General features: G+C 73.6%; 25 protein-coding genes and 1 tRNA gene. 10 read left to right on the top strand and 16 right to left on the bottom strand.

Annotated elements, in window-relative coordinates; genetic code table 11:
* The first annotated feature begins 141 nt into the window (after positions 1-141).
* The 4 genes from gcvT to ACFVNO_RS16510 all read left to right on the top strand — a co-directional run bounded on the left by gcvT (position 142) and on the right by ACFVNO_RS16510 (position 4,563).
* On the top strand, positions 142-1,257 hold the full coding sequence (gcvT, locus tag ACFVNO_RS16525) for a glycine cleavage system aminomethyltransferase GcvT (protein WP_220562901.1): 1,116 nt from the start codon (positions 142-144) through the stop codon (positions 1,255-1,257).
* A gap of 157 nt (positions 1,258-1,414) precedes the next feature.
* Positions 1,415-1,792, top strand: coding sequence for a glycine cleavage system protein GcvH (gene gcvH, locus ACFVNO_RS16520; protein ID WP_355269030.1), 378 nt, complete (start codon positions 1,415-1,417; stop codon positions 1,790-1,792).
* 6 nt (positions 1,793-1,798) lie between these two features.
* Entirely contained in the window at positions 1,799-3,067 is a 1,269-nt protein-coding gene (glyA, locus tag ACFVNO_RS16515; RefSeq protein ID WP_355269032.1) for a serine hydroxymethyltransferase, read from the top strand.
* Between the two features lie 83 nt (positions 3,068-3,150).
* Positions 3,151-4,563 carry an L-serine ammonia-lyase gene (locus tag ACFVNO_RS16510; RefSeq protein ID WP_355269034.1) on the top strand — a complete coding sequence of 471 codons (1,413 nt, stop codon included), beginning with the start codon at positions 3,151-3,153 and terminating at the stop codon, positions 4,561-4,563.
* 24 nt (positions 4,564-4,587) lie between these two features.
* Here ACFVNO_RS16510 and ACFVNO_RS16505 read toward each other — a convergent pair whose 3' ends face one another.
* Both ACFVNO_RS16505 and ACFVNO_RS16500 read right to left on the bottom strand, forming a co-directional pair.
* Positions 4,588-6,000, bottom strand: a complete 1,413-nt coding sequence (locus tag ACFVNO_RS16505; protein WP_355269036.1) for a sodium:solute symporter family protein — start codon at positions 5,998-6,000, stop codon at positions 4,588-4,590.
* 170 nt (positions 6,001-6,170) lie between these two features.
* Positions 6,171-7,004 carry a MurR/RpiR family transcriptional regulator gene (locus ACFVNO_RS16500; RefSeq protein WP_355269038.1) on the bottom strand — a complete coding sequence of 278 codons (834 nt, stop codon included), beginning with the start codon at positions 7,002-7,004 and terminating at the stop codon, positions 6,171-6,173.
* A 152-nt stretch (positions 7,005-7,156) separates the two neighbouring features.
* Between ACFVNO_RS16500 and ACFVNO_RS16495 the strand changes: the two genes are divergently transcribed.
* Positions 7,157-8,410, top strand: coding sequence for an amidohydrolase family protein (locus ACFVNO_RS16495; RefSeq protein ID WP_378893429.1), 1,254 nt, complete (start codon positions 7,157-7,159; stop codon positions 8,408-8,410).
* Between the two features lie 51 nt (positions 8,411-8,461).
* On the opposite strand, the gene amaP is transcribed toward ACFVNO_RS16495, so the two are convergent.
* The 8 genes from amaP to purU form a co-directional block, all read right to left on the bottom strand.
* Entirely contained in the window at positions 8,462-9,052 is a 591-nt protein-coding gene (amaP, locus tag ACFVNO_RS16490; protein WP_355269042.1) for an alkaline shock response membrane anchor protein AmaP, read from the bottom strand.
* 2 nt (positions 9,053-9,054) lie between these two features.
* Positions 9,055-9,660, bottom strand: coding sequence for a DUF6286 domain-containing protein (locus ACFVNO_RS16485; RefSeq protein ID WP_220562909.1), 606 nt, complete (start codon positions 9,658-9,660; stop codon positions 9,055-9,057).
* 86 nt (positions 9,661-9,746) lie between these two features.
* Entirely contained in the window at positions 9,747-10,118 is a 372-nt protein-coding gene (locus tag ACFVNO_RS16480) for an Asp23/Gls24 family envelope stress response protein (RefSeq protein WP_355269044.1), read from the bottom strand.
* Between the two features lie 11 nt (positions 10,119-10,129).
* Entirely contained in the window at positions 10,130-10,303 is a 174-nt protein-coding gene (locus ACFVNO_RS16475) for a hypothetical protein (protein WP_220562911.1), read from the bottom strand.
* Between the two features lie 24 nt (positions 10,304-10,327).
* Complete coding sequence (locus ACFVNO_RS16470; protein WP_220562912.1) at positions 10,328-10,651, bottom strand: hypothetical protein; 324 nt, start codon at positions 10,649-10,651, stop codon at positions 10,328-10,330.
* A gap of 2 nt (positions 10,652-10,653) precedes the next feature.
* Positions 10,654-11,139, bottom strand: a complete 486-nt coding sequence (locus ACFVNO_RS16465; protein ID WP_220562913.1) for an Asp23/Gls24 family envelope stress response protein — start codon at positions 11,137-11,139, stop codon at positions 10,654-10,656.
* A 58-nt stretch (positions 11,140-11,197) separates the two neighbouring features.
* Positions 11,198-11,398 carry a CsbD family protein gene (locus ACFVNO_RS16460; protein WP_220562914.1) on the bottom strand — a complete coding sequence of 67 codons (201 nt, stop codon included), beginning with the start codon at positions 11,396-11,398 and terminating at the stop codon, positions 11,198-11,200.
* A gap of 279 nt (positions 11,399-11,677) precedes the next feature.
* The gene (gene purU / locus ACFVNO_RS16455) at positions 11,678-12,562 is read right to left on the bottom strand and encodes a formyltetrahydrofolate deformylase (RefSeq protein WP_355269047.1); all 885 of its coding nucleotides are present in this window, start codon (positions 12,560-12,562) and stop codon (positions 11,678-11,680) included.
* A 216-nt stretch (positions 12,563-12,778) separates the two neighbouring features.
* On the opposite strand from purU, the gene ACFVNO_RS16450 reads away from it, so the two are divergent.
* Positions 12,779-14,017: an alanine racemase gene (locus ACFVNO_RS16450; RefSeq protein WP_355269049.1), complete on the top strand. Its 1,239-nt coding sequence runs from the start codon at positions 12,779-12,781 to the stop codon at positions 14,015-14,017.
* A gap of 79 nt (positions 14,018-14,096) precedes the next feature.
* On the opposite strand, the gene ACFVNO_RS16445 is transcribed toward ACFVNO_RS16450, so the two are convergent.
* Positions 14,097-14,495, bottom strand: coding sequence for a DUF3618 domain-containing protein (locus tag ACFVNO_RS16445; RefSeq protein ID WP_220562917.1), 399 nt, complete (start codon positions 14,493-14,495; stop codon positions 14,097-14,099).
* A 17-nt stretch (positions 14,496-14,512) separates the two neighbouring features.
* Positions 14,513-15,634: a CDP-alcohol phosphatidyltransferase family protein gene (locus tag ACFVNO_RS16440; protein WP_355269052.1), complete on the bottom strand. Its 1,122-nt coding sequence runs from the start codon at positions 15,632-15,634 to the stop codon at positions 14,513-14,515.
* Between the two features lie 205 nt (positions 15,635-15,839).
* Between ACFVNO_RS16440 and bcp the strand changes: the two genes are divergently transcribed.
* Together bcp and ACFVNO_RS16430 are read left to right on the top strand one after the other, a co-directional pair.
* Entirely contained in the window at positions 15,840-16,322 is a 483-nt protein-coding gene (bcp, locus tag ACFVNO_RS16435; protein WP_355269054.1) for a thioredoxin-dependent thiol peroxidase, read from the top strand.
* Between the two features lie 102 nt (positions 16,323-16,424).
* A tRNA-Leu gene (locus ACFVNO_RS16430) sits at positions 16,425-16,499 on the top strand.
* Between the two features lie 40 nt (positions 16,500-16,539).
* Here ACFVNO_RS16430 and ACFVNO_RS16425 read toward each other — a convergent pair.
* The 4 genes from ACFVNO_RS16425 to ACFVNO_RS16410 form a co-directional block, all read right to left on the bottom strand.
* A complete protein-coding gene (locus ACFVNO_RS16425; protein ID WP_355269056.1) occupies positions 16,540-17,793 on the bottom strand; it encodes a serine/threonine-protein kinase in 1,254 nt (417 codons plus the stop codon).
* A gap of 361 nt (positions 17,794-18,154) precedes the next feature.
* Positions 18,155-19,501, bottom strand: a complete 1,347-nt coding sequence (locus tag ACFVNO_RS16420) for a pitrilysin family protein (RefSeq protein ID WP_355269058.1) — start codon at positions 19,499-19,501, stop codon at positions 18,155-18,157.
* Between the two features lie 35 nt (positions 19,502-19,536).
* Positions 19,537-20,892, bottom strand: coding sequence for a pitrilysin family protein (locus ACFVNO_RS16415; RefSeq protein ID WP_355269060.1), 1,356 nt, complete (start codon positions 20,890-20,892; stop codon positions 19,537-19,539).
* Between the two features lie 123 nt (positions 20,893-21,015).
* On the bottom strand, positions 21,016-21,699 hold the full coding sequence (locus tag ACFVNO_RS16410; protein WP_220562923.1) for a hypothetical protein: 684 nt from the start codon (positions 21,697-21,699) through the stop codon (positions 21,016-21,018).
* Between the two features lie 194 nt (positions 21,700-21,893).
* On the opposite strand from ACFVNO_RS16410, the gene sppA reads away from it, so the two are divergent.
* Both sppA and ACFVNO_RS16400 read left to right on the top strand, forming a co-directional pair.
* Entirely contained in the window at positions 21,894-23,615 is a 1,722-nt protein-coding gene (sppA, locus tag ACFVNO_RS16405; RefSeq protein ID WP_355269062.1) for a signal peptide peptidase SppA, read from the top strand.
* A gap of 129 nt (positions 23,616-23,744) precedes the next feature.
* Entirely contained in the window at positions 23,745-24,275 is a 531-nt protein-coding gene (locus ACFVNO_RS16400) for a flavin reductase family protein (protein ID WP_378893416.1), read from the top strand.
* Positions 24,276-24,326 lie beyond the last annotated feature (51 nt).

Below are 24,326 nucleotides of genomic sequence, written 5' to 3'. Positions count from 1 at the left end.
TCTGGAAAGCAGGGACCGGGAGTCCCTCGCCGAAGGTGCAAGCCACGCCGAGCGCGGGGCGAAGCTCTCAGGCACCGATGACAGAGGGGGAGGATGGCAACGCCTATGCACGATACGACGCCCATCCTCTCGGGAGTACCCATGTCAGAGCCCGCGTCCGCGTCGCGGCCCACCGCCCTGCGCGCGATCCACGAGAAGGCCGGCGCCTCCCTCGTCGACTTCGCCGGGTGGCTCATGCCTCTGCGCTACGGCAGCGAGACCGCCGAGCACAGGGCCGTACGCGAGGCCGCGGGCCTCTTCGACCTCTCCCACATGGGCGAGATCCGCCTCACCGGGCCGGACGCCGGCCGCGCCCTCGACCACGCCCTGGTCGGGCACCTGTCGCAGGTCAAGCCGGGCAGGGCCCGCTACACGATGATCACCGACGCCGACGGCGGCGTCCTGGACGACCTCATCGTCTACCGGCTCGGCGAGGAGGAGTACCTCGTGGTGGCCAACGCCGCCAACGCCGACGCCGTCTCCGCCGCCCTGGCCGAGCGCGCCGCCGGGTTCGACGTCGAGGTGGCCGACGAGTCCGCCGAGTACTCGCTCATCGCGATCCAGGGCCCCCGGGCCGTGGAGATCCTGGCCCCGCTCACCGACGCCGATCTCGACTCCATCCGCTACTACGCGGGCTACGAGCACACCGTCGCCGGGGTGCCCGTCCTGCTGGCGCGCACCGGCTACACCGGCGAGGACGGCTTCGAGATCTTCGTCAGGCCCGCCGACCGCGCCGTCGGGGTGTGGGAGGCCCTCATGGCCGCCGGCGCCGACAAGGGCCTGGTCCCCGCCGGGCTGTCGGCCCGCGACACCCTGCGCCTGGAGGCGGGCATGCCGCTGTACGGCCAGGAGCTGAGCACCGACCTCACCCCCTTCGACGCCGGACTGGGCCGCGTGGTCAAGTTCGACAAGGAGGGCGACTTCGTCGGCCGGGCCGCCCTGGAAGAGGCCGCCCGCACCGCCCGCCCCCGCCGCCTCATCGGCCTCGTCGCGCGCGGACGCCGTCCGCTGCGCCGCGGCCAGGACGTCCTGCGCGACGGCGAGGTCGTCGGCACCATCACCAGCGGCGCCCCCTCCCCCACCCTGGGCAGCCCCATCGCCATGGCCTACGTGGACGGCGAACTCGACACCGCGACCGGCGCGTTCACCGTGGACGTGCGCGGCCGCGGCGAGGACGTCGACGTGGTCGAGCTGCCGTTCTACAAGCGGCAGGCCTGAGAACGTGGGTCCCCCACCAAAGGGACCCCGCGCGCCCCGCGCGGCTGAACCCCTGACCGGGATCGGCACGGGCGGGCGCGACCGGACGTAGGCCGGGCCGGGCGGCCGTCACCCGGCGGCGCGGCAGGAATGAAGAGAACCTCCAAGGAGAGTTGAAGTGAGCGTTCCCACGGAGCTGGGTTACACCGCCGAACACGAGTGGGTCTCGATCGAGGACGGGGTCGCCACGGTCGGCATCACGGCGTTCGCCGCCGAGTCCCTCGGCGACATCGTCTACGTCGAGGCCCCCGCGGCCGGGACCACCGTGAGCGCGGGCGATACCTGCGGCGAGGTGGAGTCCACCAAGTCCGTCAGCGACATCTACTCCCCCGTCGACGGCGAGGTCGTCGAGGTCAACGCCGACCTCGAGGGCGAGCCGGAGTCCATCAACTCCGACCCCTACGGCGCCTGGCTGTTCAAGGTGCGCCTGTCCGGGGAACCGGGCGAGCTGCTCTCCGCGGAGGAGTACACCAAGCTGACCGAAGGCGAGGACTGACCCCCGATGGCCACCGACAACACGCTCAACCAGAGCCTGAGCGAACTCGACCCGGAAGTCGCGGCCGCCGTCGACGCCGAACTGGGCCGCCAGCGCGACACCCTTGAAATGATCGCCTCGGAGAACTTCGCCCCGCAGGCCGTCATCGAGGCGCAGGGCACCGTCCTGACCAACAAGTACGCGGAGGGCTACCCCGGCCGCCGCTACTACGGCGGGTGCGAACACGTCGACGTCGTCGAGCAGCTCGCCATCGACCGGGCCAAGGCCCTGTTCGGCGCCGAGCACGCCAACGTGCAGCCGCACTCGGGCGCCCAGGCCAACACGGCCGTGTACTTCGCCCTGCTCAAGCCGGGCGACACCATCCTCGGTCTGGACCTGGCCCACGGCGGCCACCTGACCCACGGGATGCGCATCAACTACTCCGGCAAGGTCCTCAACGCCGTGGCGTACCACGTGCGCGACGAGGACGGCACCGTCGACTACGACGAGGTCGCCGCCCTGGCCAAGGAGCACCAGCCCAAGATGATCGTCGCGGGCTGGTCCGCCTACCCGCGGCAGCTGGACTTCGCCCGGTTCCGGGAGATCGCCGACTCCGTGGGCGCCCTGCTCATGGTCGACATGGCGCACTTCGCCGGCCTGGTCGCGGCGGGCCTGCACCCCAACCCGGTGCCGTTCGCCGACGTGGTCACCACCACCACGCACAAGACCCTGGGCGGCCCGCGCGGCGGTCTGATCCTCACCAAGGCCGACCTGGCCAAGAAGATCAACTCCGCGGTGTTCCCCGGCATGCAGGGCGGCCCGCTGGAGCACGTGATCGCGGCCAAGGCCGTGGCGCTCAAGGTCGCGGCGGGCGAGGAGTTCGCCGACCGCCAGCGCCGCACCGTGTCCGGGGCCAAGCTGCTCGCCGAGCGGCTGACCCGGCCGGACGCCGCCGAGGCCGGCGTCAAGGTGGCCTCCGGGGGGACGGACGTGCACCTGGTGCTGGTCGACCTGGTGGACTCCGAGCTCAACGGCCAGGAGGCCGAGGACCGGCTGCACTCCATCGGGATCACGGTCAACCGCAACGCGGTGCCCAACGACCCGCGGCCGCCGATGGTCACCTCGGGTCTGCGGATCGGCACCCCCGCGCTGGCCACGCGCGGGTTCGGCGACGAGGACTTCGCCGAGGTCGCCGACGTCATCGCCGAGGCCCTCAAGCCGGAGTTCGACGCCGAGTCGCTGCGCGCCCGGGTCCGGGCCCTGACCGAGAAGTACCCGCTCTACCCCAACCTGTAGGGCCCCGCCGTGCGGGGCCGCCGGGCCCCGCACGGCGTTCGTCCGGCAGGCACGGCCCTGTGCTCAACGAGGAGGACAGACCTTTGGCCATCAGCGTGTTCGACCTGTTCAAAATCGGTATCGGACCGTCGAGTTCGCACACCGTCGGGCCGATGAAGGCCGCCCGCACGTTCGTCTCCCGGCTCCGGGAGAACGGGCTGCTGGACGAGGTGGCCCACGTGCGCGCGGAGCTGTACGGGTCCCTCGCCCTCACCGGCAAGGGGCACGGCAGCGACACGGCCGTCGTGCTCGGCCTGCTGGGCCACACCCCCGAGGGGGTGGACGTGGACTCCGTGCCCGCCCTGGTGGAGCGGGTGCGCGCCGAGCGCTCGATGGCCCTGGGCGGCCCGGACGGGCCGACGGTGGACTTCGACCCGGCCGTGGACGTGGACTTCCGCCGCAAGGAGAGCCTGCCCGACCACCCCAACGGGATGCGGTTCGTCGCCCGGGACTCCGTCGGCGCCGAGCTGGCCGCCAAGGTGTACTACTCCGTGGGCGGCGGGTTCGTCGTGGACGAGCGGGCGGCGGGGGCCGACCGCATCAAGGCCGACGACACCGTGCTGCCCCACCCGTTCGACAGCGCCGAGGAGCTGCTGGCGCTGTGCGCGGAGACTGGCATGTCGATCAGCGCGGTCATGCGCGCCAACGAGCGCGCCTTCGGCCGCACCGACGCCGAGATCACCGCCGGGCTCCTGGAGGTCTGGACGGTGATGCGCCAGTGCGTGCGCCGCGGGGTGACCACCGAGGGCACCCTGCCCGGCGGCCTGCGGGTGCCGCGCCGGGCGCACCGGCTGTACCGCCAGCTCGGCGGCAACTGCGACGACGCGGGGCTGCTCGCCCCCACCGCCGACGACCCCGACCCGATGCGCGGCAGCGACTGGATCACCCTGTACGCGCTGGCGGTCAACGAGGAGAACGCCGCGGGCGGCCGGGTGGTCACCGCGCCGACCAACGGCGCGGCGGGGATCGTCCCGGCGGTGCTGCACTACTACACGCACTTCAGCCCGGGCGCGGGCGAGGAGGGCGTGGTCCGGTTCCTGCTGACGGCCGGCGCGATCGGCATCCTGTTCAAGCAGAACGCGTCGATCTCCGGCGCCGAGGTGGGCTGCCAGGGCGAGGTCGGCTCGGCCTCCTCCATGGCCGCCGCGGGGCTGGCCGAGGTGCTCGGCGGCACCCCGGCCCAGGTGGAGAACGCCGCGGAGATCGCCATGGAGCACAACCTGGGCCTGACCTGCGACCCGATCGGCGGCCTGGTCCAGGTCCCGTGCATCGAACGCAACGCGCTGGCGTCGGTCAAGGCCATCAGCGCGGCCCGCATCGCGCTGCGCGGCGACGGCAGCCACTTCGTGTCCCTGGACAAGGTCATCAAGACCATGCGCGACACCGGCCGCGACATGCACGACAAGTACAAGGAGACCAGCCGCGGCGGCCTCGCCGTCAACGTCATCGAGTGCTGACGCGGGCCGCCGCGGCCGGGGCCGTCAGGCCGGGGCGTCGGCCGGGGCCGGTTCGGCGGGCTCGGCCGCCCGGGTGCAGAGGCTGACCGCGACCAGCGCGACCAGGGCCGCGGGCAGCGCCACGATGACGGCGTTGAGCCCGCCCGGGGAGCCGGCGACCTGCCAGCCGATGGTGGTGGCCGCGCCCGCCACCAGGGCGGCGACGGCGCCGGCGGTGGTCGCCCGCTTCCAGAACAGCACCGACAGGACGACCGGGGTGATCGCCGCCCCGTAGATCGTGTAGGAGTACATCTGCAGCTCCAGCACGGTCGGGAAGAACAGGCCGAGGGCGACGCCCAGGACCGCGACGCCCAGGACCGACAGGCGCTGGACCAGGAGCTTGCGGCGCTCGCCCGCCCGCTCGCCCGCGAACCGGGCGTACAGGTCGTAGGCCACGTTGGAGGCCCCCGACAGCATGTACGAGGAGCCGGTGGTGATGACGAACGCGACCGCGCCCGCCAGGATGAGGCCGCCCAGGACGGCGGGCAGGTAGCCCTCGGAGGCCAGGCTGAGGATCGCCATGTCCCCGTCGATGCCGGGCATCAGGACCGCGGCCGCCGTGGCGAGCAGCACGACCGGGACGAAGACGAAGAAACCGCCCACCAGCATGCCGAGCGTCGAGGAGCGGGCCTCCTTCTCGTCCTTGGCGGCGGCGAGCCGCTGGTACATGTTCTGGTCGGCGAGCAGCAGCAGGAAGAGCGGGAGGAAGTAGCCGAGCAACTGGAGGGCGGTGAGCCCGCCGCTGAACGTGGTGGCCTGCTCGGGGAGGCCGTCCCAGTAGGCGCCCGGCCCGCCGACGGCGGCGAGCACCAGCGGCACCGACACGATCAGGCCGAGCACGATGAGGATGGCCGAGAAGAAGTCGGTGTAGGCGACGGAGAAGAGCCCGCCGGTGATGGTCAGCACGGTCACGACCACCGCGACGAGCAGCGTCCCCTGGAACGCGTTCAGCGGGGTGACCAGGCTGACCACGTAGCCGCCGCCGACGAACTGGGAGGCGGTCAGGCCCAGGTAGGCGATGGTGGTGACAGCCGCGGCGACGGTGCGGACGCCGATGCCGAAGCGCGCCTCCAGCAGTTCGGGGATGGTGTGCCGCGAGGCCCTGCGGATCCGGCGGGCGGCCAGGAGCAGGACCAGGATCCCCAGCGGGGTCCCGGCGAAGAAGACCATCCCCGCGGTCGGGCCGTAGGTGTAGGCGAAGTTGGCGCCGCCGATGATGGTCCCGGAGCCGACCCAGGTGACGAGCATGGTGGCGATCATGACCGGGCGCGGCAGGCTGCGCCCCGCGAACAGGAAGTCGTCGCCGCCGCGGAGCCTGCCCGAACGCAGGAAGTACAGGGCGACCCCCAGCATGGCCGCGATGTACACGGCGAGGATCACGAGATGGGTCGTTTGCATGGATCACCTTGCGGGGTTCGGGGTGGGGAGGGGGACCGCGGGGGGCCGGCGGTAGGGGCCATGAAAACAGCCCCGACCATGAAATGCAACACTTATTGCATTCGGGGTGACCCTGATCACACCACGTGGGTCCGTGTCCCATCGCCGCAGGTGGACCGCCCCGAGGCCGCTCAGAAGAGCTCCGTCTCCTCCCACAGGCGCTCGGTGTCGCGCACCGCGCGCAGCACCCGCTCGCCCCCGATCCGGGCCAGCTCGGCCAGGACCGCGTGGATCACCGACATCGCCGGGGTCAGCGAGGGGAACATCCCCACCCCCTCGCTGGGGACCAGCAGCACGTGGGCGGCCCCCTGCGCCAGCGGCGAGTCGCGGCGGTCGGTGATCACCGCCACCGGCACGGACCGCCCCGCCGCCACCCGGGCCGCCGAGCGCAGCGCGGTCGGCAGCCGCCACAGGTCGCAGGCAAGGAACAGGTCCTCCGGGCCCATCCGCGCCAGCGCGCTGACCAGCGCGGTCCCTCCCACCTCGAAGCGCACCACGTCGTACCCCATGATCCCCGCGGCGTGCGCGAGCTGCAGTCCCGGGGCCGCGAACGTGCCCGAGCCCACCACGCCGGTCCGGCGGGCGCCGTGGATGGCCGCGGCCAGGGCGCGCACCCGGTCCGGCTCGATCGTCGCCTCCAGGCCCCGCAGCCCCTCCCGGTCCGCCCGGAACGCGGCCCGCACGGGGTCCGCGTCGGACCCGGCGTGCTCGGCCAGGACCTCGCCCGCGCTGAGCGAGGCCAGGTAGCGGGAGCGCAGCTCCAGCCGGAGCGCCGGCCAGCCGGAGAACCCGAGTGTCTGCGCGGCCCGCACCACGGTCGCGACGTTCACGCCGGCCCGTTCGGCCACCTCCGCCGTACTGGCGTAGGAGGCGAACTTCTGCTCGTCCCGGAGCACCCGGACCACGCGCTCGGCGGCCCGGCCGAGCCGGCCGTCCCCCAGCGCGGCCTCGATCCAGTCCGCCATCGCACCTCCGTCCGGGCCGTCCGCCGGACCTCCCGGCGGGCGTGCCGCTCCCCCAAGCGATACCACCACCCGGGCACCGGCCCGCAAAAGATGCAACATATATTGCATATAAGGCGTGGGTCACACGCCGGACCGCTCCACCGGAGGTATCCATGACACGCCCGTCCCGCCCGACGACCCTCTTCACCGGCGCAGGCCTGCTCGACCCCGGGGCCGGGACCCGCGCCCCCGGCTGGCTCCTGGTCGAGGACGGCCGCATCGCGCGCAGCGGCGGCGGCCCCGCCCCCGAGGTCGGCGACGCGGTCGAGGTCGTCGACCTGGGAGGGGCCACCCTCATGCCCGGGCTCATCGACGCCCACGTCCACCCGACCGCCTTCAGCGCCGACCTGGGCGCGGCCATGGACCACGCGCCCTCCTACGTCGCCGCCTACGCGGCCCGCTCCCTCAACGACATGCTCCGCCGCGGCTTCACGACCGTCCGCGACGTCGCCGGGGGCGACTGGGGGCTGGCCCGGGCCGTCGACGAGGGGCTCGTCGACGGCCCCCGGCTGATGTTCGGCGGCAAGGCGCTGTCCCAGACCGGCGGCCACGGCGACTTCCGGGGCCCCGGCCGCCAGGGCAACGACACCCACGCCTGCTGCCCCGGGGCGGGCCTCGTCTGCGACGGCCCCACCGAGTTCCGCCGCGCGGCCCGCGAGCAGCTGCGCACCGGGGCCCACCACCTCAAGATCATGCTCTCCGGCGGCGTCGCCTCGCCCACCGACCGCATCGACTCCACCCAGTCCTCCGAGGACGAGATCCGCGCCGTGGTGGAGGAGGCCGAGGCGGCCAACCGCTACGTCACGGGCCACGCCTACACCGCCCGCGCGGTCAACCGCGGCCTGCGCCTGGGCGTGCGCTGCATCGAGCACGGCAACCTCATCGACGAGAGCAGCATCGAGCTGTTCCTGGAGCACGACGCCTTCCTGGTGCCCACCCTCGTCACCTACCGGGAGCTCGCCCGGCGGGGCGAGCAGGAGGGCCTGCCCCCCGAGAGCCGGGCGAAGGTCGACACGGTGCTGGCCCGGGGGCTGGACGCCCTGCGCGCGGCCCACGAGGCGGGGGTGAACCTGGTCTTCGGCAGCGACCTGCTCGGGGGCATGCAGGACCGGCAGAGCGAGGAGTTCGCCATCCGCGGCACGGTGCAGCCCGCCGCGGACGTCCTGCGCGCGGCCACCGTGAACGCCGCCCGCCTGCTCGGCCTGGAGGGGGAGGTCGGCACGCTGCGCGAGGGCGCCCGCGCCGACCTCATCGTGGTCGACGGCGATCCGCTGGCCGACATCTCGGTGCTCGCCGACCCCGCGCGCAACGTCCGCACCGTCCTGCGGGACGGCCTGGTCCGCCACCGGCGCGCCGACTCCCTCTGACACCGCACGGACCGGCCCCGCCCCGGCGGGGGCGGGGCCGGTCCGCCTCGGTCAGGCGAGGCTGCGGCGGGGGTTCTTGGCCGGGGCGGTCATGGACATGCGGACCACCGCCGGGATGCTCTCCAGCTCCAGGGAGCGGCGCAGGTCGGCCAGCGCCTCGGAGCGCACCCGCCGCCACACGCCGGCGACGTCGGCGTCGTCGTCCAGGGTCAGCGCCAGCCGCAGGTGGGGCGCCTCGGCCGACTCGGTGAGGCGGGCCCGCGCCCGGCGCACGCCCGGGTAGTCGGCCACCTCCTGCTCCAGCGCGCTGCGCGCGACGCTCTCGGGCAGCTCCACCCGGCCCTCGGCGCCGCGTTCCAGCACCAGGCGGCCGACCGTGTCGTCGAACCCCTGCACCAGCAGCCACCGCAGTGCCAGGAACGCGGCGACGAACGCCACCGCCACCACCGCGTACGGCATCCAGCCGGCGGCCAGGAGGCCCCGGACCGTGTCGTTGAGCAGGGCGTCCCCGGCCACGTCCGCGCCGAACACCCCGCGCCCGGCCGCGAACGCCGCGGCGCCGGCCGCCAGCAGCACGACCCCCACCAGCAGCAGTCCCTGCCGGTTGCCCCGGGCCGACCTGCGTGCCCTGTTCCGTGCCATGGTCACCCCTCCGCGTAACGGACGTGGGTGGCGATCCGCAGGCTGCGCAGCGGTGCCAGCTCCTCCAGCCGCCGCTCCACGGCGGCGGTGACCTCCGCCGGCAGCTCCGGCGCCTCGCGCATCCCGGTGCGCACCTGCACCCGGATACGGCTGCCGCGCACGTGCACCCCCACCTGGTCGACGCCGCTGACGTCCTGGGCGGCGGCGGCCACCGCCCGGCGCAGGGCGCTGCGGGTCATGCCGACGACCAGCGCCGGGTCGTCGGTGCGCAGCGCCGTCCAGTGCCCGCGCCCCGGCGCGAGTGCGGCCACGATCAGCACGAGCCCGATCAGGGCCAGCAGCGCGGACGCGATCTGCACCGACGGCTGCGACCACGTGGTGGCCTGCGCGTACTCCGTCGCGGTCCCGACGGGGAACAGCCCCAGGGGGCTGCCCGCCAGCGCCGCGATCACCTCGGCCGCGGCGAGGACCGCGACGACGAGGATCACGAACCCGGTGATCACCGCGGGCCATGACCGTCGGGGGCGGAACGTGTGGACGGCCACTCTCCTGGCCTTCCGGTCGACCCCCTGGTCGGGACGGCCGAGCACCTCTTCCACGGTGGTCATCACAACTCCTAGTACGGCGGTCCCCGACCGGGCCGGAAGGGCGTGCCCCTCCCGGCCCGCCGTCGCGGAGCGGTGGAACGGCGCGGTCAGCGCACCGTTTCGGCGATCTCGATGTCGATGTGGTGGACCTGCTTGCCGGTGACGTGCTCCACCCGCTCCCGGACCCGGGAGCGGACGAGCGCGGCGATCCGGCGCACGGGTTCGGGATAGTCCACGCGGATCCGCAGGCGCAGCAGGACGACGTCCCCGCTCACCCGGGCGCGCACCGCCCGGCCCCGGCTCGCCGCCCCCGCCCCGGCCACCTCGTCCACGGCGCGGGCGGCCGTCTTCTCGACGACCCCGCTCGCGATGTCCGTGCGCCCGCCGGGGTCGCGCAGCTCCCCGTCGCGGACGTGCCGCCCCCGGACGGCGGTGTGCTCCCGCTGCCGGGGGACGTCCTGTGTGCGTGTTCCCACCATGGCCGCGCCCGTCAGGCCGAACGCCGCGAGAACATCTCGCTCAGGTCGACGTCGCCCTCCATGGCCCGGCCCGCGACGAATCCGGCCAGGCCCAGGACCAGCACGAGCGCGAAGGCCACGAACCCGCCGAACGCGCCCGCCAACCCCAGCACCGTCCCGTAGGACAGTCCGACTATGGGCCACATGGCATCCCCCTTCATGTCCAGCGCTCATCTCGTTTGCGGTCGGGTCCGGGTGCCCGCCGCCCCGGCGACCACGTCCTCCACGCTGACGTGGACGGCGCGGCCGCCGGCGACCGGGGCGAGCGCCCTGCGGAGCTCGCCCGCGATCTCGGGCAGCGGCCGCCCGAAGTGGACCACGACGCCGACCTCGACGGTGTCTGGACGCACCGCCACCCCCCGGACGCGGCCGCCCGGAACGGGTGTGGACAGCGTCCCGAACGACCCCGCGGACAGTTCGACCACGTCCGGGGACCCCAGGGCCGCCCGGGCCACCCGCCGGGCGATCTCCCCCGGCTCGTCGACGCCGCCCATCACTACTGGACCCTGGGTGAGGAGTCCGCGCCGCCGCCGTCGCCGCGCGCGGACTCGCCGTCGTCGTCATCGGGCAGGTGGATGTCGTCCACCCTGATGTTGATCTCGGTGACCTCGAGACCGGTCATCTTCTCGATGGCGTTGGTGACGTTGCGGCGCACGGCCGCGGCGAGTTCCTGGATGGCGGTGCCGTACTCGACGACGACGTCGATGTCGACGGCGGTCTGCCGCTCCCCGACCTCGACGGACACGCCGCGGGCCACCGACCCCTTGTCCCCGCCGCCGGTGACGGCGTCCCTGACGGCCCCCATGGCGCGGGCGGCGCCGCCGCCCATGGCGTACACGCCGCCGATCTCACGGGCTGCCATGCCCGCGATCTTGGCGACCACGCCGTCCGCGATGTGGGTGTGGCCGCCCTCTGCGGCCCCTCCCCGCCGGTCCGCCTCGCGGGCGCCCGGCACCCTGGCCTCGGTCCTGGTATCCGACACTGGTCCCCCTACGCAGTGTGCAGACGAGCCCGTTCGGGCTCCGGTCGTATGGGCGGCGTCAGCGCTTGAAGACGTTCTTGATCTTCTCGCCGGCGTTCTCGACCGCCTCCTCCGCCTTGGCCTTGGCCTTGTCGGCGGTGTCCTTGGCGCGCGCCTTGGCCTGGTCGGCCTTGCCCTCGGCCTCCTTGGACCGGTCGCCGGCCGCCTTGCCGTAGGCCTCCTTGGCCTTGCCGCCCAGGTCGTCGAAGTGCTTGCCCATGTGTGTTCACGCCCCTTCGCCCGGGAGTTCCGTCCCGGGGTTTCGGACCGAAACCCGTGCCCCGTCTTCCCCGGGGACCGAACGGGTTTCGAACTAGATCACACCATATACACACTCTGGGTAGCCAACAAGGCACTGTGAGTAAGGTTTTGCGCGACAGAACAGGTAACGTCATCCCCATCCCTGCCCCAAAGACCGCCCGGGAACCCTGTCACGGGCAGAAAACGAAGGGGCGCCCGAAGGCGCCCCTGGAACGTCCGAAACCGGCCGCGGACCGTCTCACCCGAAGACGACGGTCTTGTCCCCGTTGAGGAGGACCCGCCGCTGGGCGTGCCAGTTGACGGCGCGGGCCAGTGCCACCGACTCCAGGTCGCGGCCGATCTCGGTGAGCTTCTCGGGGCTGTCGGTGTGGTCCACCCGGGCCACCTCCTGCTCGATGATCGGCCCCTCGTCGAGGTCGGCGGTGACGTAGTGGGCGGTGGCGCCGATGAGCTTCACGCCGCGCGCGTGCGCCTGGTGGTAGGGCCGGGCGCCCTTGAAGCTCGGCAGGAACGAGTGGTGGATGTTGATGATCCGCCCCGACATCTTGGTGCACAGCTTCTCGGACAGCACCTGCATGTACCGGGCCAGCACCACCAGGTCGACGTCGTAGGAGCCGACCAGCTCCAGCAGCCGGGCCTCCTGCTCGCCCTTGGTCTGCGGGGTCACCGGCAGGTGGTGGAAGTCCACCCCGTAGGAGTCGGCCAGGAACTCCAGGTCCGGGTGGTTGGAGACCACAGCGGCGATGTCGATGTCCAGCAGGCCGCTGCGGTGCCGGTAGAGCAGGTCGTTGAGGCAGTGCCCGAACTTGGAGACCATCACGATCATGCGGGGGCGCACGTCGCGCGGGCTGAGCGTCCACTCCACGGAGGTCCCGCCGGCGCCGCCGAAGTCCCCGGCCAGCGCCGCGAAGGCACCGCGCAGGTCGTCCTCGCCGACGACCCCCCGCTCGCCCGCCTCGGCCACGAACTGCATGCGCAGGAAGAAGCGGCCGGTGTAGTGGTCGCCGTACTGCTGGCTCTCGGTGATGTTGCAGCCGTGGTCGGAGAGCAGGTTGGCCACCGCCGCGACGATGCCGCGGCTGTCGGGGCACGCCAGGGTCAGGATGTACTCGCGCTCGCTCATGGAGAGAAAACCGTTTCTGGGGTCGGACCGGCCGTACGGCCGTGACGTCCCAGGATATCCGCCGCGGGGGCGTCGCGGGGGCCCGGTCCGGAAGCGGTGGCGGCCGGCGCACCCGGCGCGGGCGCGCCTCCGGGCACAGCGGGGCGATTCCGGCGGACCATACGATTTCCGCCCAGGGAATATGAAAAGGATTCATGTTCTGGCATCCTCGGAGGCATGACAAGCCTGCGTGAGAAGTACGAGGCCGCGACGCGCGAACTCCAGGCCCCCTTCGCCGTGGTCGACCTGGCCGCCTTCCGCGCCAACGCGGCCGCCCTCACCGGCCGCGCGCACGGCAGGCCCATCCGGGTCGCCAGCAAGTCGGTGCGCTGCCGCGAGCTGATGCGCACCGTGCTGGAGACGCCCGGCTACGAGGGTGTCATGGCCTTCACCCTGCCCGAGGCGCTCTGGCTCGCCCAGGGGGACCCCGGCGGCCCCCTCGGCCGCGACATCCTGGTCGCCTACCCCACCGCCGACACCGAGGCCCTGGCCCGCCTGGCCGCCGACCCCGCGGCCCTGGGCTCCGTCACCCTCATGGTCGACGACACCGCCCACCTGGACCTCGTCTCCCGGGCCGTGGCCGCCGCCGAGCGCGACGGCACCCGGCCCTCCGACGCGCCCCCCGTCCGGGTCTGCCTGGACATCGACACCAGCTGGCAGCCGCTCGGCCCGCGGGTGCGCATCGGCAGCCTGCGCTCGCCCGTGCGCACCCCCGCGCAGGCCGCGGCCCTGGCCCGCGCCGTGGTGCGCCGCCCGGAGCTGCACCTGGACGGGATCATGGCCTACGAGGCGCAGATCGCCGGGGTCGGCGACGCCCCGCCCGGGCGCCCCCTCTTCGGCCGCGTCCTGCGCGCCGTCCAGCACCGCTCCGCCGTCGAACTGGCCAAGCGCCGCGCCGCCATCGTCCGCGCCGTCCGCGAGGTCGCCCCACTCCGCTTCGTCAACGGCGGCGGCACCGGCAGCCTGCACACCACCGGCCGGGAGAAGGCCGTCACCGAGCTCGGCGCCGGGTCCGGCCTGTACCACCCGCACCTCTTCGACTACTACAGCGCCTTCCGGGGCCGACCGGCCGCCCTGTTCGCGCTGCCCGTCGTGCGCCGCCCCGCCCGCGGCGCGGTGACCGCGCTGGGCGGCGGCTACCTCGCCTCCGGGCCCGCGGACCCCCTGCGCCTGCCCGTCCCCCACCTGCCGGCCGGGCTGTCCTACAGCGCCAACGAGGGGGCCGGCGAGGTGCAGACCCCGCTGCTGGGCGCCGCGGCCGACACGCTGGAGATCGGCGACCGGGTGTGGATGCGCCACACCAAGGCCGGTGAGCTGTGCGAGCGGTTCGACACCCTGCACCTCATCGACTCCGACACCGGCGCCTACGTGCGCGCCGTCCCCACCTACCGGGGCGAGGGCCGGACCTTCCTGTGAGGGGGGTCCGCCGAAACGAAGGAGGGGCCCGCGCCACGGGCGCGGGCCCCTCCTTCGTTCGTCCGTGCGTCCGCCGGGCCTACGCGCGCCTGCGCCGCGCGATCAGGGCCACCACGCCGACCGCGATGACCGCGCCGACGCCCACCGCGAGGATCACGGCCTCGGGGGGAAGCCGCCTGCGCGACTGGTAGGTGGTCACGACCTCCTCGTCGCCCCTGAGGAGGATGCTGCCCTCCTCGGGCTCGACCAGGTGGCTCTCCACCCGCACCGCGCCGCCGCCGACGACCAGGGCCCGCGCCTCGTCCAGGATCCGGCCGCCCGTCTCCTTGGCCTTCGCGACCTGGCGCCGCGCGATGTTCGCGGGCTTGGCCGTGACCACCAACTCGTCGATGGTCTCGGCGAGTCGCCGCTGCTCGCGGTTGATCTCGGCCTCGATCTCGGCCGGGGTCCGGCGCGGTTCGGTATCGCCTGCCGCCATCTGGGCCGCCTCTCTCATTAGCGCAGAGTCGTGTGAGATCCCGTGTCCGAGCCGGTGTCCCGGCCCTCGTCCTCCGCGCCGTCGGACGGACCGGAGAATCTCAGCGCGCCGTCGATTCCGTCGACCACGCGGAAGAAGTCCCGCGTGGACAACCACAGTTTATAGATGATGGCGATCTCGAACGCGAGGAGCAAAACACCCGCCACCGCGGTGATCCAGCCGATAGCGGACGGGGCGCCCGCCAGCGCGACCACCACCGGGGCGATCACGAACACCGCCATCTGGAACTCGATGCCGCCGACCAGGTGGGTGCGCACCCGGCGCGCGTTGAGCGCCGACCAGAACCGCTGGTACCAGGGGAAGCGCGTACGGAACTCCTGGTGCAGGTCCACTTTGGGCAGGGTCAGGTCCGGCTGCTTGCCCGCCGTGCGCCGGTTGCGGTTCTCCCGCTCGGTCTGGGTGCGCAGGATGTCCTCCAGCACCGAGATGCCGTGCCGCAGCACCGCCTGCTCGCCGCCGTCGCTCATGGTGCGCCCGCCCGCGCCGGTCGCCGCGGAGGTGTCGTCCTCGTCCGGGCCCAGCATCGACAGGGTCGCCCGCGCCCGCTCCAGCGCCGCCGCCAGGTGCGAGCGCATCTCCCGGCGCACCTTGTACACCTGGAGCGCGTTGAGGTAGCGCAGCATGTCCAGGAACACCACGGCCAGGGCCAGCCACACGAACCACACCGGGTCCGCGCCCGGGTCGGCCTCCTCGGCCACCACGTACTGGCCGCCCATCAGGGCCACCACGCACACCAGCACCCGGAACCGGTCGGTCACGTAGTCCACCCAGGCGCCGAACACCGACTCGGTGCCGGTCAGCCGGGCCAGCTTGCCGTCCATGCAGTCCACCAGGAACGACAGGTAGTACAGGACCGCGCCCAGCAGCAGGAACTCGCGGTAGCCCAGGGCGAAGCACACCGCCGCGCCCAGGCCCAGGAAGAGCGCCAGCACCGTGAGCTGGTTGGGGGTGACGGAGGTGCGGTTGGCGACCGGCCGTACCAGGCGGACCGCGATCGGGTCCACGAGGTACACCGTCCACCAGGAATCGCGCTCCTTGAGCGTGCGGTCCCTGACCTCGTCGAGCGTGAATGCAGGCATCGGTGCCGAGACTCCCAACCGACCAATCGTGAAGTGCGTCAACAATAGGTGATCGAACCGCCGCCCGATCCCAAAGCGTATGAACCGAACCGGAATCGCAACCGAAGCACGGGACTCCTCCGGCCCCGACACCACAGGGTCGTTAGTGTTGTCGGCGAGGCAGACCGGGGCCGCACCGGCGCCCGGCGACAGAGAGGAATCCCACGTGAGCGACCCCATCCGGCTGGAGCCCGGCGACCAGGCCCCCGACTTCACCCTGGAGGACGCCGACGGTGAGTCCGTGACGCTCAGCGAGGTCCTGGCCCGGACCGGCAAGAGCGTCGTGCTCTACTTCTACCCCGCCGCCATGACACCCGGCTGCACCACCGAGGCCTGCGACTTCCGCGACAACCTCCGCGACTTCGACGCCGCCGGCTTCACCGTCATCGGCGTGTCCCCCGACACCACGGACAAGCTGGCGAAGTTCCGCGACCAGGAGGGCCTGACCTTCACCCTCGTCGGCGACCCCGGCAAGGAGACCCTGCGGGCCTACGGCGCCTTCGGGGAGAAGAAGAACTACGGCCGCCTCGTCCAGGGCGTCATCCGCTCCACGGTGATCGTCGGCCCCGACGGCAAGGTCGCCAAGGCCTTCTACAACGTGAAGGCCACCGGCCACGTCGACCGCGTCAAGAAGGAGCTGGGCGTCTGACCGGCCCCTCCGGCCCGCCCGGCCGCAGGGTCGCGGAGTCCCGCGGCCCGGCGGCCGGGTCCCCCGCCGATCCCGGTACAGTTGTGCCCACGGGCACGCCCGGGGGCCGTAGTCCAATTGGCAGGAGACGGCAGCTTTAGGTGCTGTACAGTGCGGGTTCGAGTCCCGCCGGCCCCACCCACTCGGGACGCCCCCGCCCGGGGGCGCCCGCTCCGCGTCAGCGGCCCAGCAGGGCCCACAGGACGATCGCCAGCAGCACCAGCACGCCCACCGCCACCGCGGCGACCCGCGCCGGGGCTCCCGCACCGGTCCTGCCGGCGTGCCGCCCGGGGTTGGTGAGCCCCAGGGTGTCGGTGGACTCGCGCAGCGAGGCCACGAACGCGCTCATCGCCTCCGGGCTGTTGCGCAGCCGGTCGCTGATGTTCTCGGCCAGCACCCGGCCGCCCGCCTTGAAGTGCTCCCGGGCCGACTCGCGCTGCTCGGGGACCGCGGCCCCCGCCTCCCCGGCGCCCTCGTCGGCCGTCCCGGCCCCGGAGGCGGCCTTCTCCGCGGCGGCCCCGGGGGCCTCCCCGGACGCCGCCGGCTCCGCCGGCCCGGCGGCCATCGCGGCCTCGGGCGCGTCCGCGCGCTCGCCCGCCTCGGTGCTCCACGGGGCCAGCGCCGCGATGCGCAGCATCTTGGCGGCGTTGTCCGCGGTCAGCCGCTCGGCGGCCTCCACCTTGAGCAGCCCGGCCAGCGCCGGCGCCAGCGGGCCCGCCTTGGACGCCGGGGCGGGCTCCTCCAGCGGCTCCTGCCGCAGGATCTTGATGTAGCCCTTGCGGTCGTAGGGCGTGTGCCCCTCCACCGCCGCGTACAGGGTGGCGCCCAGCGACCACAGGTCCGAGGCCGGGCCGACCGGGCCCGCCTTGGCCCGCTCCGGCGACAGGTACGCCGGGGAGCCCACGATGCGGCCGGACTCGCTGAGCGCGGACTCGCCGTTCCACGCCGCCAGGCCGAAGTCGGTGAGCACCACGCGGCCGCCGCTGGTGATCATCACGTTGCCGGGCTTGACGTCGCGGTGCACGATGCCCTCGTTGTGCGCGACCTTGAGGGCGTCGATGAGCTGCAGCCCGATCTCGGCCACCCGCTGGTAGGGCAGCGGGCCGCCGACGTCGATGATCTCCTCCAGCGTGGAGGCCTCCAGCAGCTCCATGACGATCCACGGCCGACCGTCCTCGTCGACCACGTCGAGGACCGTGATGAGGCTGGGGTGGCTCAGCCGTCCGGCCACGCGGGCCTCGCGGGTGGTGCGCTGGAGCAGGGACTCGCGGTCGGACCGGCTCAGGGATTCGGGGAGGCGCAGCTCCTTGACCGCTACCTCGCGGTCGATCACCAGGTCGACGGCGCGCCACACGGTCCCCACGCCGCCCCGGGCGATCTCCGAGACCAGCTGGTAGCGCCCCTTCAGCAGGCGCCCCTCAGGCGCGGCCACCGGGGCCTCCTGCGGATCCTGCGGGCGCCCGGAATCTGGCGCCGGCCCCGGGCGCTGTGTGTGGGGGTTGTCTAGGGAGGACACTGTTATCCACGGGTCCATTCACCGGCCATGGTGGCCTCCTGCGGAGCATTGCGGTCGCTGTCACCACGTAGGTGCACGGATCACTCGTTATACCAGCAGGACGTCGGGGCCCTGCCGGACGTTGCCATAACACCGGCACATAGGTTCGCTTTCGTTATGTCCGGGGAGAGCGAACCCATGCATCGCCGGCCCCTCCTTCACCCGTCCCGGGTCAGGAGGGGCCCACGTCCGGATGGGACGCGCCCGGAGGCGCATCGGTTCACCCGCGTCCCGGGTTTCACACCCAGAGCTCGTCGGGGGTGCGCACCTCGATCGGGCCGACGCCGGTCCCGGCGAGCGGGGAGCGCAGCCGCTCGGCGTCGCCGACGACGATCACCACGGCCTCCTCGGGGCGCAGGTACTCGACCGCGGCCGAGTCCAGGTCCTTCTTGGTGAGCCGCTCGTACCCGGCCCGGACGGTGTCCACGTGGTCGTCGGGCAGGTCGTGGACGACCATGTCCACCAGGGCCCCGGCCATCGAGCGGGCGGTGGAGTAGGTCACCGGCAGGCCGACCGTGTTGGCGTCGCGCACCGCGGCCAGCTCCTCCTCGGTGACACCGCCCTCGCGCAGCTTCGCCACCTGCTCCAGGGAGGAGGTGATGGAGTGCGCGGTGGTGTCCGCCTCCACCTGCGCGGACATGAAGAACACCCCGCTGTCGCGGCGCAGGTCGAACCGCGCCCCGGCGCCGTAGGTGTAGCCCAGGCGCTCGCGCAGCTCCAGGTTGAGCCGGGAGGTGAACATGCCGCCCAGCACCTCGCCGATCCCCTCGGCGCGGGGCAGGTCCACCTGCGAGCGCGAGGGCGCCCGGTGCGCGATGACCAGGGCCGACTGCACCGATCCGGGGCGGTCGACGACCAGCACGCGGGGCAGCTCCCCGGGCGGCGGCGCGGGCTCGGTGATGGTCCGCGCGGGCGCCGGCGCGGTGTCCCCGAACACGGTCTTGCCCAGCTCCACCAGGTCGACGCCGCTCAGGTCGCCGACCACCACCAGGGTGCCCGCGACGGAGGCCAGGGTGTCGGCGTGGTAGGCCGCGACGGCCTCGGGGGTGATGTCGGCCAGCTTGACCGGGCCGCCGGCCAGCGGAGTGGCGTAGCGGCCGGTGAACAGCTGCCCGCCGAGGCTGCGCATGGCCAGGGTGCTGGCGGTGGCGGCCTCCAGCCAGAAGCGCTCCAGCAGCTGCTCGCGGCGCCGGACGATGTCGTCGGGCACCAGCGCGGGGCGGCGCACCGCGTCGGCGAAGAGCCGGACGGCCTCGCCCAGGCGGCCCACCGGGGCGTCCACGCCGGTGATGAACCCGTCCCAGTTGATGCGGGACACCCACTCGGCGCCGTGCCGCTCCAGGGCCGGGGCCAGGGAGCTGTTGCCGTCGGGGCCGTCCTCCAGCACCTCGCTGGTCAGGGCGCCCACGCCCATGGCGTCGAGCGGCTCGACCGCGCCGCCGTAGGGGTGCACCAGCCGCACGGAGGCGAGGTACTGGCCGGGGACGTCGATCGCGACGACCGTGCCGCCGCCGACGGTGATCCGCTCAGGCCGGGGAAAGGTGTAGGAAGCCGGGGTACCGAGGTCCGGGCGGTTCTGCGACATGCTCAGAGACTCTTTCTGTGGTGGCTCGGCGGGACTCAGGCGTCGGCGGCGTCGGCGGCCGCGGCGGAGGCCTGCGCCTCGGCCTCCAGCGCCTCGGCGGCGGCCGCGGGCTCGGGGTCGAACCGGACGACGAGCCTGTTCTCGTCGACGAGCAGCCGCTCGGCGGCGGCCCGCACCTCCTCGGCCGTGATGTCCTGCCACCGGGCCGGCCAGGTCAGGGCCAGCTCGGGGTCGTCGAACAGCTGCGTGCAGGAGCTGATCGCGTCGGCCAGCCCGGCGGGGCCGGAGATGGACTGCAGGTGGTCCCGCTCCAGGACCGCGCGCGCCCGGTCGAGCTCCTCCTCGGTGACGCCCTGGGCGACCTTGGCGACCTCGGCGAGGATCTCGGCCTCCAGGGTGTCGCCGTCCACGTTCTCGCGGGCGAGCATGTTCACCAGCAGCAGGCTGTCGGTGTAGCGGAACGGCAGGACGTCGGCGGCGGCGCCGCCGTCGTCGGCGGCGATGGGGCGGTCCACGACCAGGGACCGGTACAGGCGGCTGCCCTGGCCCTGGCCGAGCACGGCCGAGAGCAGGTGGGCGACGTCGAACCCGCGCTCGCCGTAGGCGGGGGCGCGGTAGCACAGGAACACCCCGGCGGCCGGGACGGTCTCCACGACCAGGTCGCGCAGCGGGCCGCCCAGCGGGGCGCGCAGGACCGCGTCGGGGGCCTGCGGGACCTCCTCGCGGGCCGGGATGTCCCCGAAGTACTTCTCCACCCGGGCCCGCACGTCCTCGGGGTCCAGCTCGCTGACCACGGTGATGACGCAGTTGTCGGGGCCGTAGTGGGCCTTGTGGAAGGACTTGACGTAGTCCAGGTCCGCCGCGTCCAGGTCGGCCATGGAGCCGATGGTCGGGTGGTGGTAGGGGTGGCCCTCGGGGTAGGCCAGGCGCAGGATGCGCTCCAGGGCGGTCCCGTAGGGCTGGTTGTCGTAGCGCTGGCGGCGCTCGTTCTTGACCACGTCGCGCTGGTTGTCCAGCACCTCCTGGGTCATCCCGTCGCGCAGGGTCGCCAGGCGGTCGGCCTCCAGCCACAGGATCCGGTCCAGGGCGTGGGCGGGGACCGTCTCGTAGTAGTTGGTGCGGTCGCTCGAGGTGGAGGCGTTGATGTCGCCGCCCAGGCGCTCGATCTCCTCGAAGTGCTCGCCCTTGGCGACGTTGCCGCTGCCCTGGAACATGAGGTGCTCGAAGAGGTGGGCGAACCCGGTCCGGCCGGGCACCTCGTGGCGGGACCCGACCCCGTACCACAGGTTCACGGCCGCCACCTGGCCGGTGGAGGCGGGCGCGGTCACCAGGCGCATCCCGTTCTCCAGCCTGTACTGAACCAACCGTCCCGCCGCTCCGATGCCGGTCACCAGTGCATGCACCCCGATTCACGCCGTCGCCTGTAGCCGGTCACCGCGCCGAAGCGGTGACGACTACGACCCTACGGCCTCCGGACACCCGGTGGACACCCGAACAGGCGCACCGGCCCGGGATCAGTTGCTGTAGCCGTCGGTGTTCATCGAGGCCGCCACCTGGTCGTAGACGGCGCTGTACTGGGAGTCGGCCGACCACACGTAGAGCAGCACGTCGCTGATCGGCAGGAACCACATGCGCACCTCGAAGGTGTCGTCGTTGGCGCAGGTCACCCGCCACACGGAGTGGTGGGACTTGAGGTCGTTGGCGTGCGTGGTGAAGTCGGAGACCGTCAGCTCCGCCCCGGAGACGCCGATACCGCCGGAGGCCGCGGTGTTGAGGCTGCGGCAGCTGCTCGTGTCGTCCGCCCAGCCGTCGTCCTTGGCGTGGGCGTCGCCCTTCTTGGGCCATTCCCGCGGGTTGTTCTCCGCGGCCCGCGGGGTGAGGCGGATGGACCCGTAGGCGCAGGCGGCCTGCCCGGGCGGGCTGGCGCACAGGGTGCCGCCCTCGTTCTGGATCTCCCAGCCCTCGGGCATGTCGATCGTGATGCCGTCGATGGTCTGGGAGGCGAACCCCTCGGGGCCGGGCGGTTCGACGGCCGGAACGACGCCGCTGGCGCCCATCTCCAGGCCGGACTCCTCGCCGCCGCCCTCGTCGGAACCCCCGGAGCAGGCCGTGAGCAGCAGCAGGGAGGCCGCCGCGGCCGCCGCTCCCGCGGCGCGCGCGCCGCGCGTCCGATCCCCTCGCCCGTGGATGCCCGCCATCGCCTCGTCCCTCTCAAGCCGTGCGTTCCGCCGGTCAGAACACAGTCGACCTTAGGGCATGTTCCGGTAATACTCACCCGTCGCGGGACGCCCGGGGACCTCTCCCCGCGCCGCGCGGTCCGCCCCCGGCCCCGTCGTCCACAGGTGGCCGCGGGCGCCCCTCCCGGCGGGACCCCGCCGACTACCCTGGGGCCATGGTGGACCTCGCGAAGATCACGCAACCCTTGTCCCTCGACCGGTTCGGCCCCCGCAGGGACGGACCCCTGGTGCTGGAGCTGGACCTGACCGAGGGGGTCGCCGACGAGGCCCCCGGGGACCCGATCGGCCAGCTCGTCAACCGCCGGCGCCAGCACTACCTGGACGTGGTGGAGGGGATCCGCCGCGGCGCCCGCGACCCGGGCGTGGCCGCTCTGCTGGTGCGGGTGGACGCCCGCTCCCTGGGGTTCGCCAAGGTGCAGGAGCTGCGCGCGTGCGTCGCCGACTTCCGCGCGTCCGGCAAGCCCGCCCTGGCCTGGGCCGACTCCTTCGGCGAGGCGGGCGACGGCAACCTGCCCTACTACCTGGCCTGCGCCTTCTCCGAGATCGTCATGGCGCCCACCGGCGTGCTGGGGCTGACCGGCCTGCGGCTCAAGAGCACCTTCGTCAAGGGCGCCCTGGACAAGGTGGGCCTGGACTACGAGGTCGGCAAGCGGTACGAGTACAAGAACGCGCTCAACGGGGTCACCGAGACCGGGTTCACCGACGCCCACCGGGAGGCGACCGAGCGGATCGTCACCTCGCTGGGCGACCAGCTGGTCGAGGGCGTGGCCGCGGCCCGCCCGCTCTCCGCCGACGAGGTGCGCGACCTGCTCTCCCGGGGGCCGTTCATGGGCGACGAGGCGGTCGGGCACGGCCTGGTGGACCGCCTGGCCTACCGCGACGAGATCTACGCCGACCTGCTGTCCCGGGTGCGCGGCCAGGACGGCCCCGAGCCGCGGCTCGCCTTCGTCACCCGCTACCACCGCCGCAACACCCCGGGGCCGCTCCCGCGGGTGGGCGGGGACGCCGACCACATCGCCCTGATCACCGCCACCGGGGCGATCAGCCTGGGGCGCACCCGCCGCTCGCCGCTGGGCGGCGGCACGGTGATGGGCTCGGACACGGTGTGCGCGGCGTTCCGGGCCGCCCGCCGCGACCCGCACGTCAAGGCGGTGGTGTTCCGGGTGGACAGCCGGGGCGGGTCGCCCACGGCCTCCGACGCCATCCGCCGCGAGGCGGAGCTGACCCGCGAGGCGGGCATCCCGGTGGTGGTGACGATGGGCGACATCGCCGGGTCGGGCGGCTACTACGTGACGCTGGCCTCGGACGCGATCGTGGCCCAGCCGGGCACGCTGACCGGGTCCATAGGCGTCATCGTCGGCAAGCCGGTGGTGGGGCCGCTGCTGGAGCGGTACGGGATCACCAGCGACACGGTGGCCGTCGGCGAGCACGCCGGGATGTTCGACTCCGACCGGCCGTTCAGCGAGTCGGAGTGGGAGCGGGTCGACAACCTGCTGGACCGGGTGTACGAGGACTTCACCGGCAAGGTCGCCGCGGCGCGGGGCATGAGCCGGGACGAGGTGCACGAGGTGGCCCGGGGACGGGTGTGGACCGGCCGGGACGCCGCCGAGCGCGGCCTGGTGGACACGCTGGGCGGGCTGGAGACGGCGGTGCGCATCGCCCGGGAGAAGGCGGGCGGCCGCGCGCTGCCGCTGCGCCCGTTCCCGCGCCAGAACCCGCTGGACCGGCTGCGCCCGCACGAGTCCAGCGAGGACCCGGCCGCCGCCCAGCCGCAGAGCTCCCTGAGCGCCTGGGGCCCGCTGCGCCGCGTCGCCGCCGCCCTGGGCCTGCCCGAGGCCGGTCCCCTCACCATGCCCGACCCCGGACGGCTGCTGTAGCCGCCGGAGCGCGGCGCCCCGCGGCGTCCCCTCTCCGGCCGGGTCCGGCGGGCGGGGCCGCCGCGCGGCAGGAGGACCCGTACGGCGGACGGGGCACGGGAGGGCGCCCGGTACGGGATGATCGGGGCGATGGACGTACACGCACGAGCAGGGGGTGACGGGGTGGGCGACCCGGTGGCGACCGGTCCTTACCTGGACGCGATGGGGCTGCTGCCGGTCGGGGTCGCGGTGGTGACCGTCGCCGACGGCCGGGACGACATCGGGGCGACGGTGAGCTCCTTCGGGTCCGTCTCCGCCGATCCCCCGGTGGTCTCGGTGAGCGTGGACTCCGACGGGTACGTGGCCGAGGTGATCGAAGAGGTCGGCGCGTTCGCGGTGAGCGTGCTCGGCGGCGGCCAGACGGCGCTGGCGGGCCGGTTCTCCGCCGAGGGCAGGCCCAGCGCCCGGCGGCTGGTGTCCGGGCTGGACCACCACCGCGGGGAGCACACCCGGGCGATCGTGCTGGACGACGCCCTGGCGGCGTTCGAGTGCCGGGTGCTGCACCACGTCGAGGTGGGCGACCACACCGTGTTCTTCGCCGCCGTGACCGCCCTGCCCGCCGTGCGCGGCACGGGCCCGGCCCTGGTGCGCCGCGCCGGCCGCTACCGCCCGGTCGACTGACCGCGCCGGAGCCCGGCGGCCCCGCGCGGCCGGGACCGTCCGGTCCCGGCC

Origin of the sequence: Nocardiopsis sp. NPDC057823, from assembly GCF_042797335.1 — a bacterium.
Classification (GTDB): Bacteria; Actinomycetota; Actinomycetes; order Streptosporangiales; family Streptosporangiaceae; genus Nocardiopsis; species Nocardiopsis changdeensis.
The sequence above is the reverse complement of the archived record's forward strand: the minus strand, read 5'-3'. Positions and strand labels throughout refer to the sequence as shown.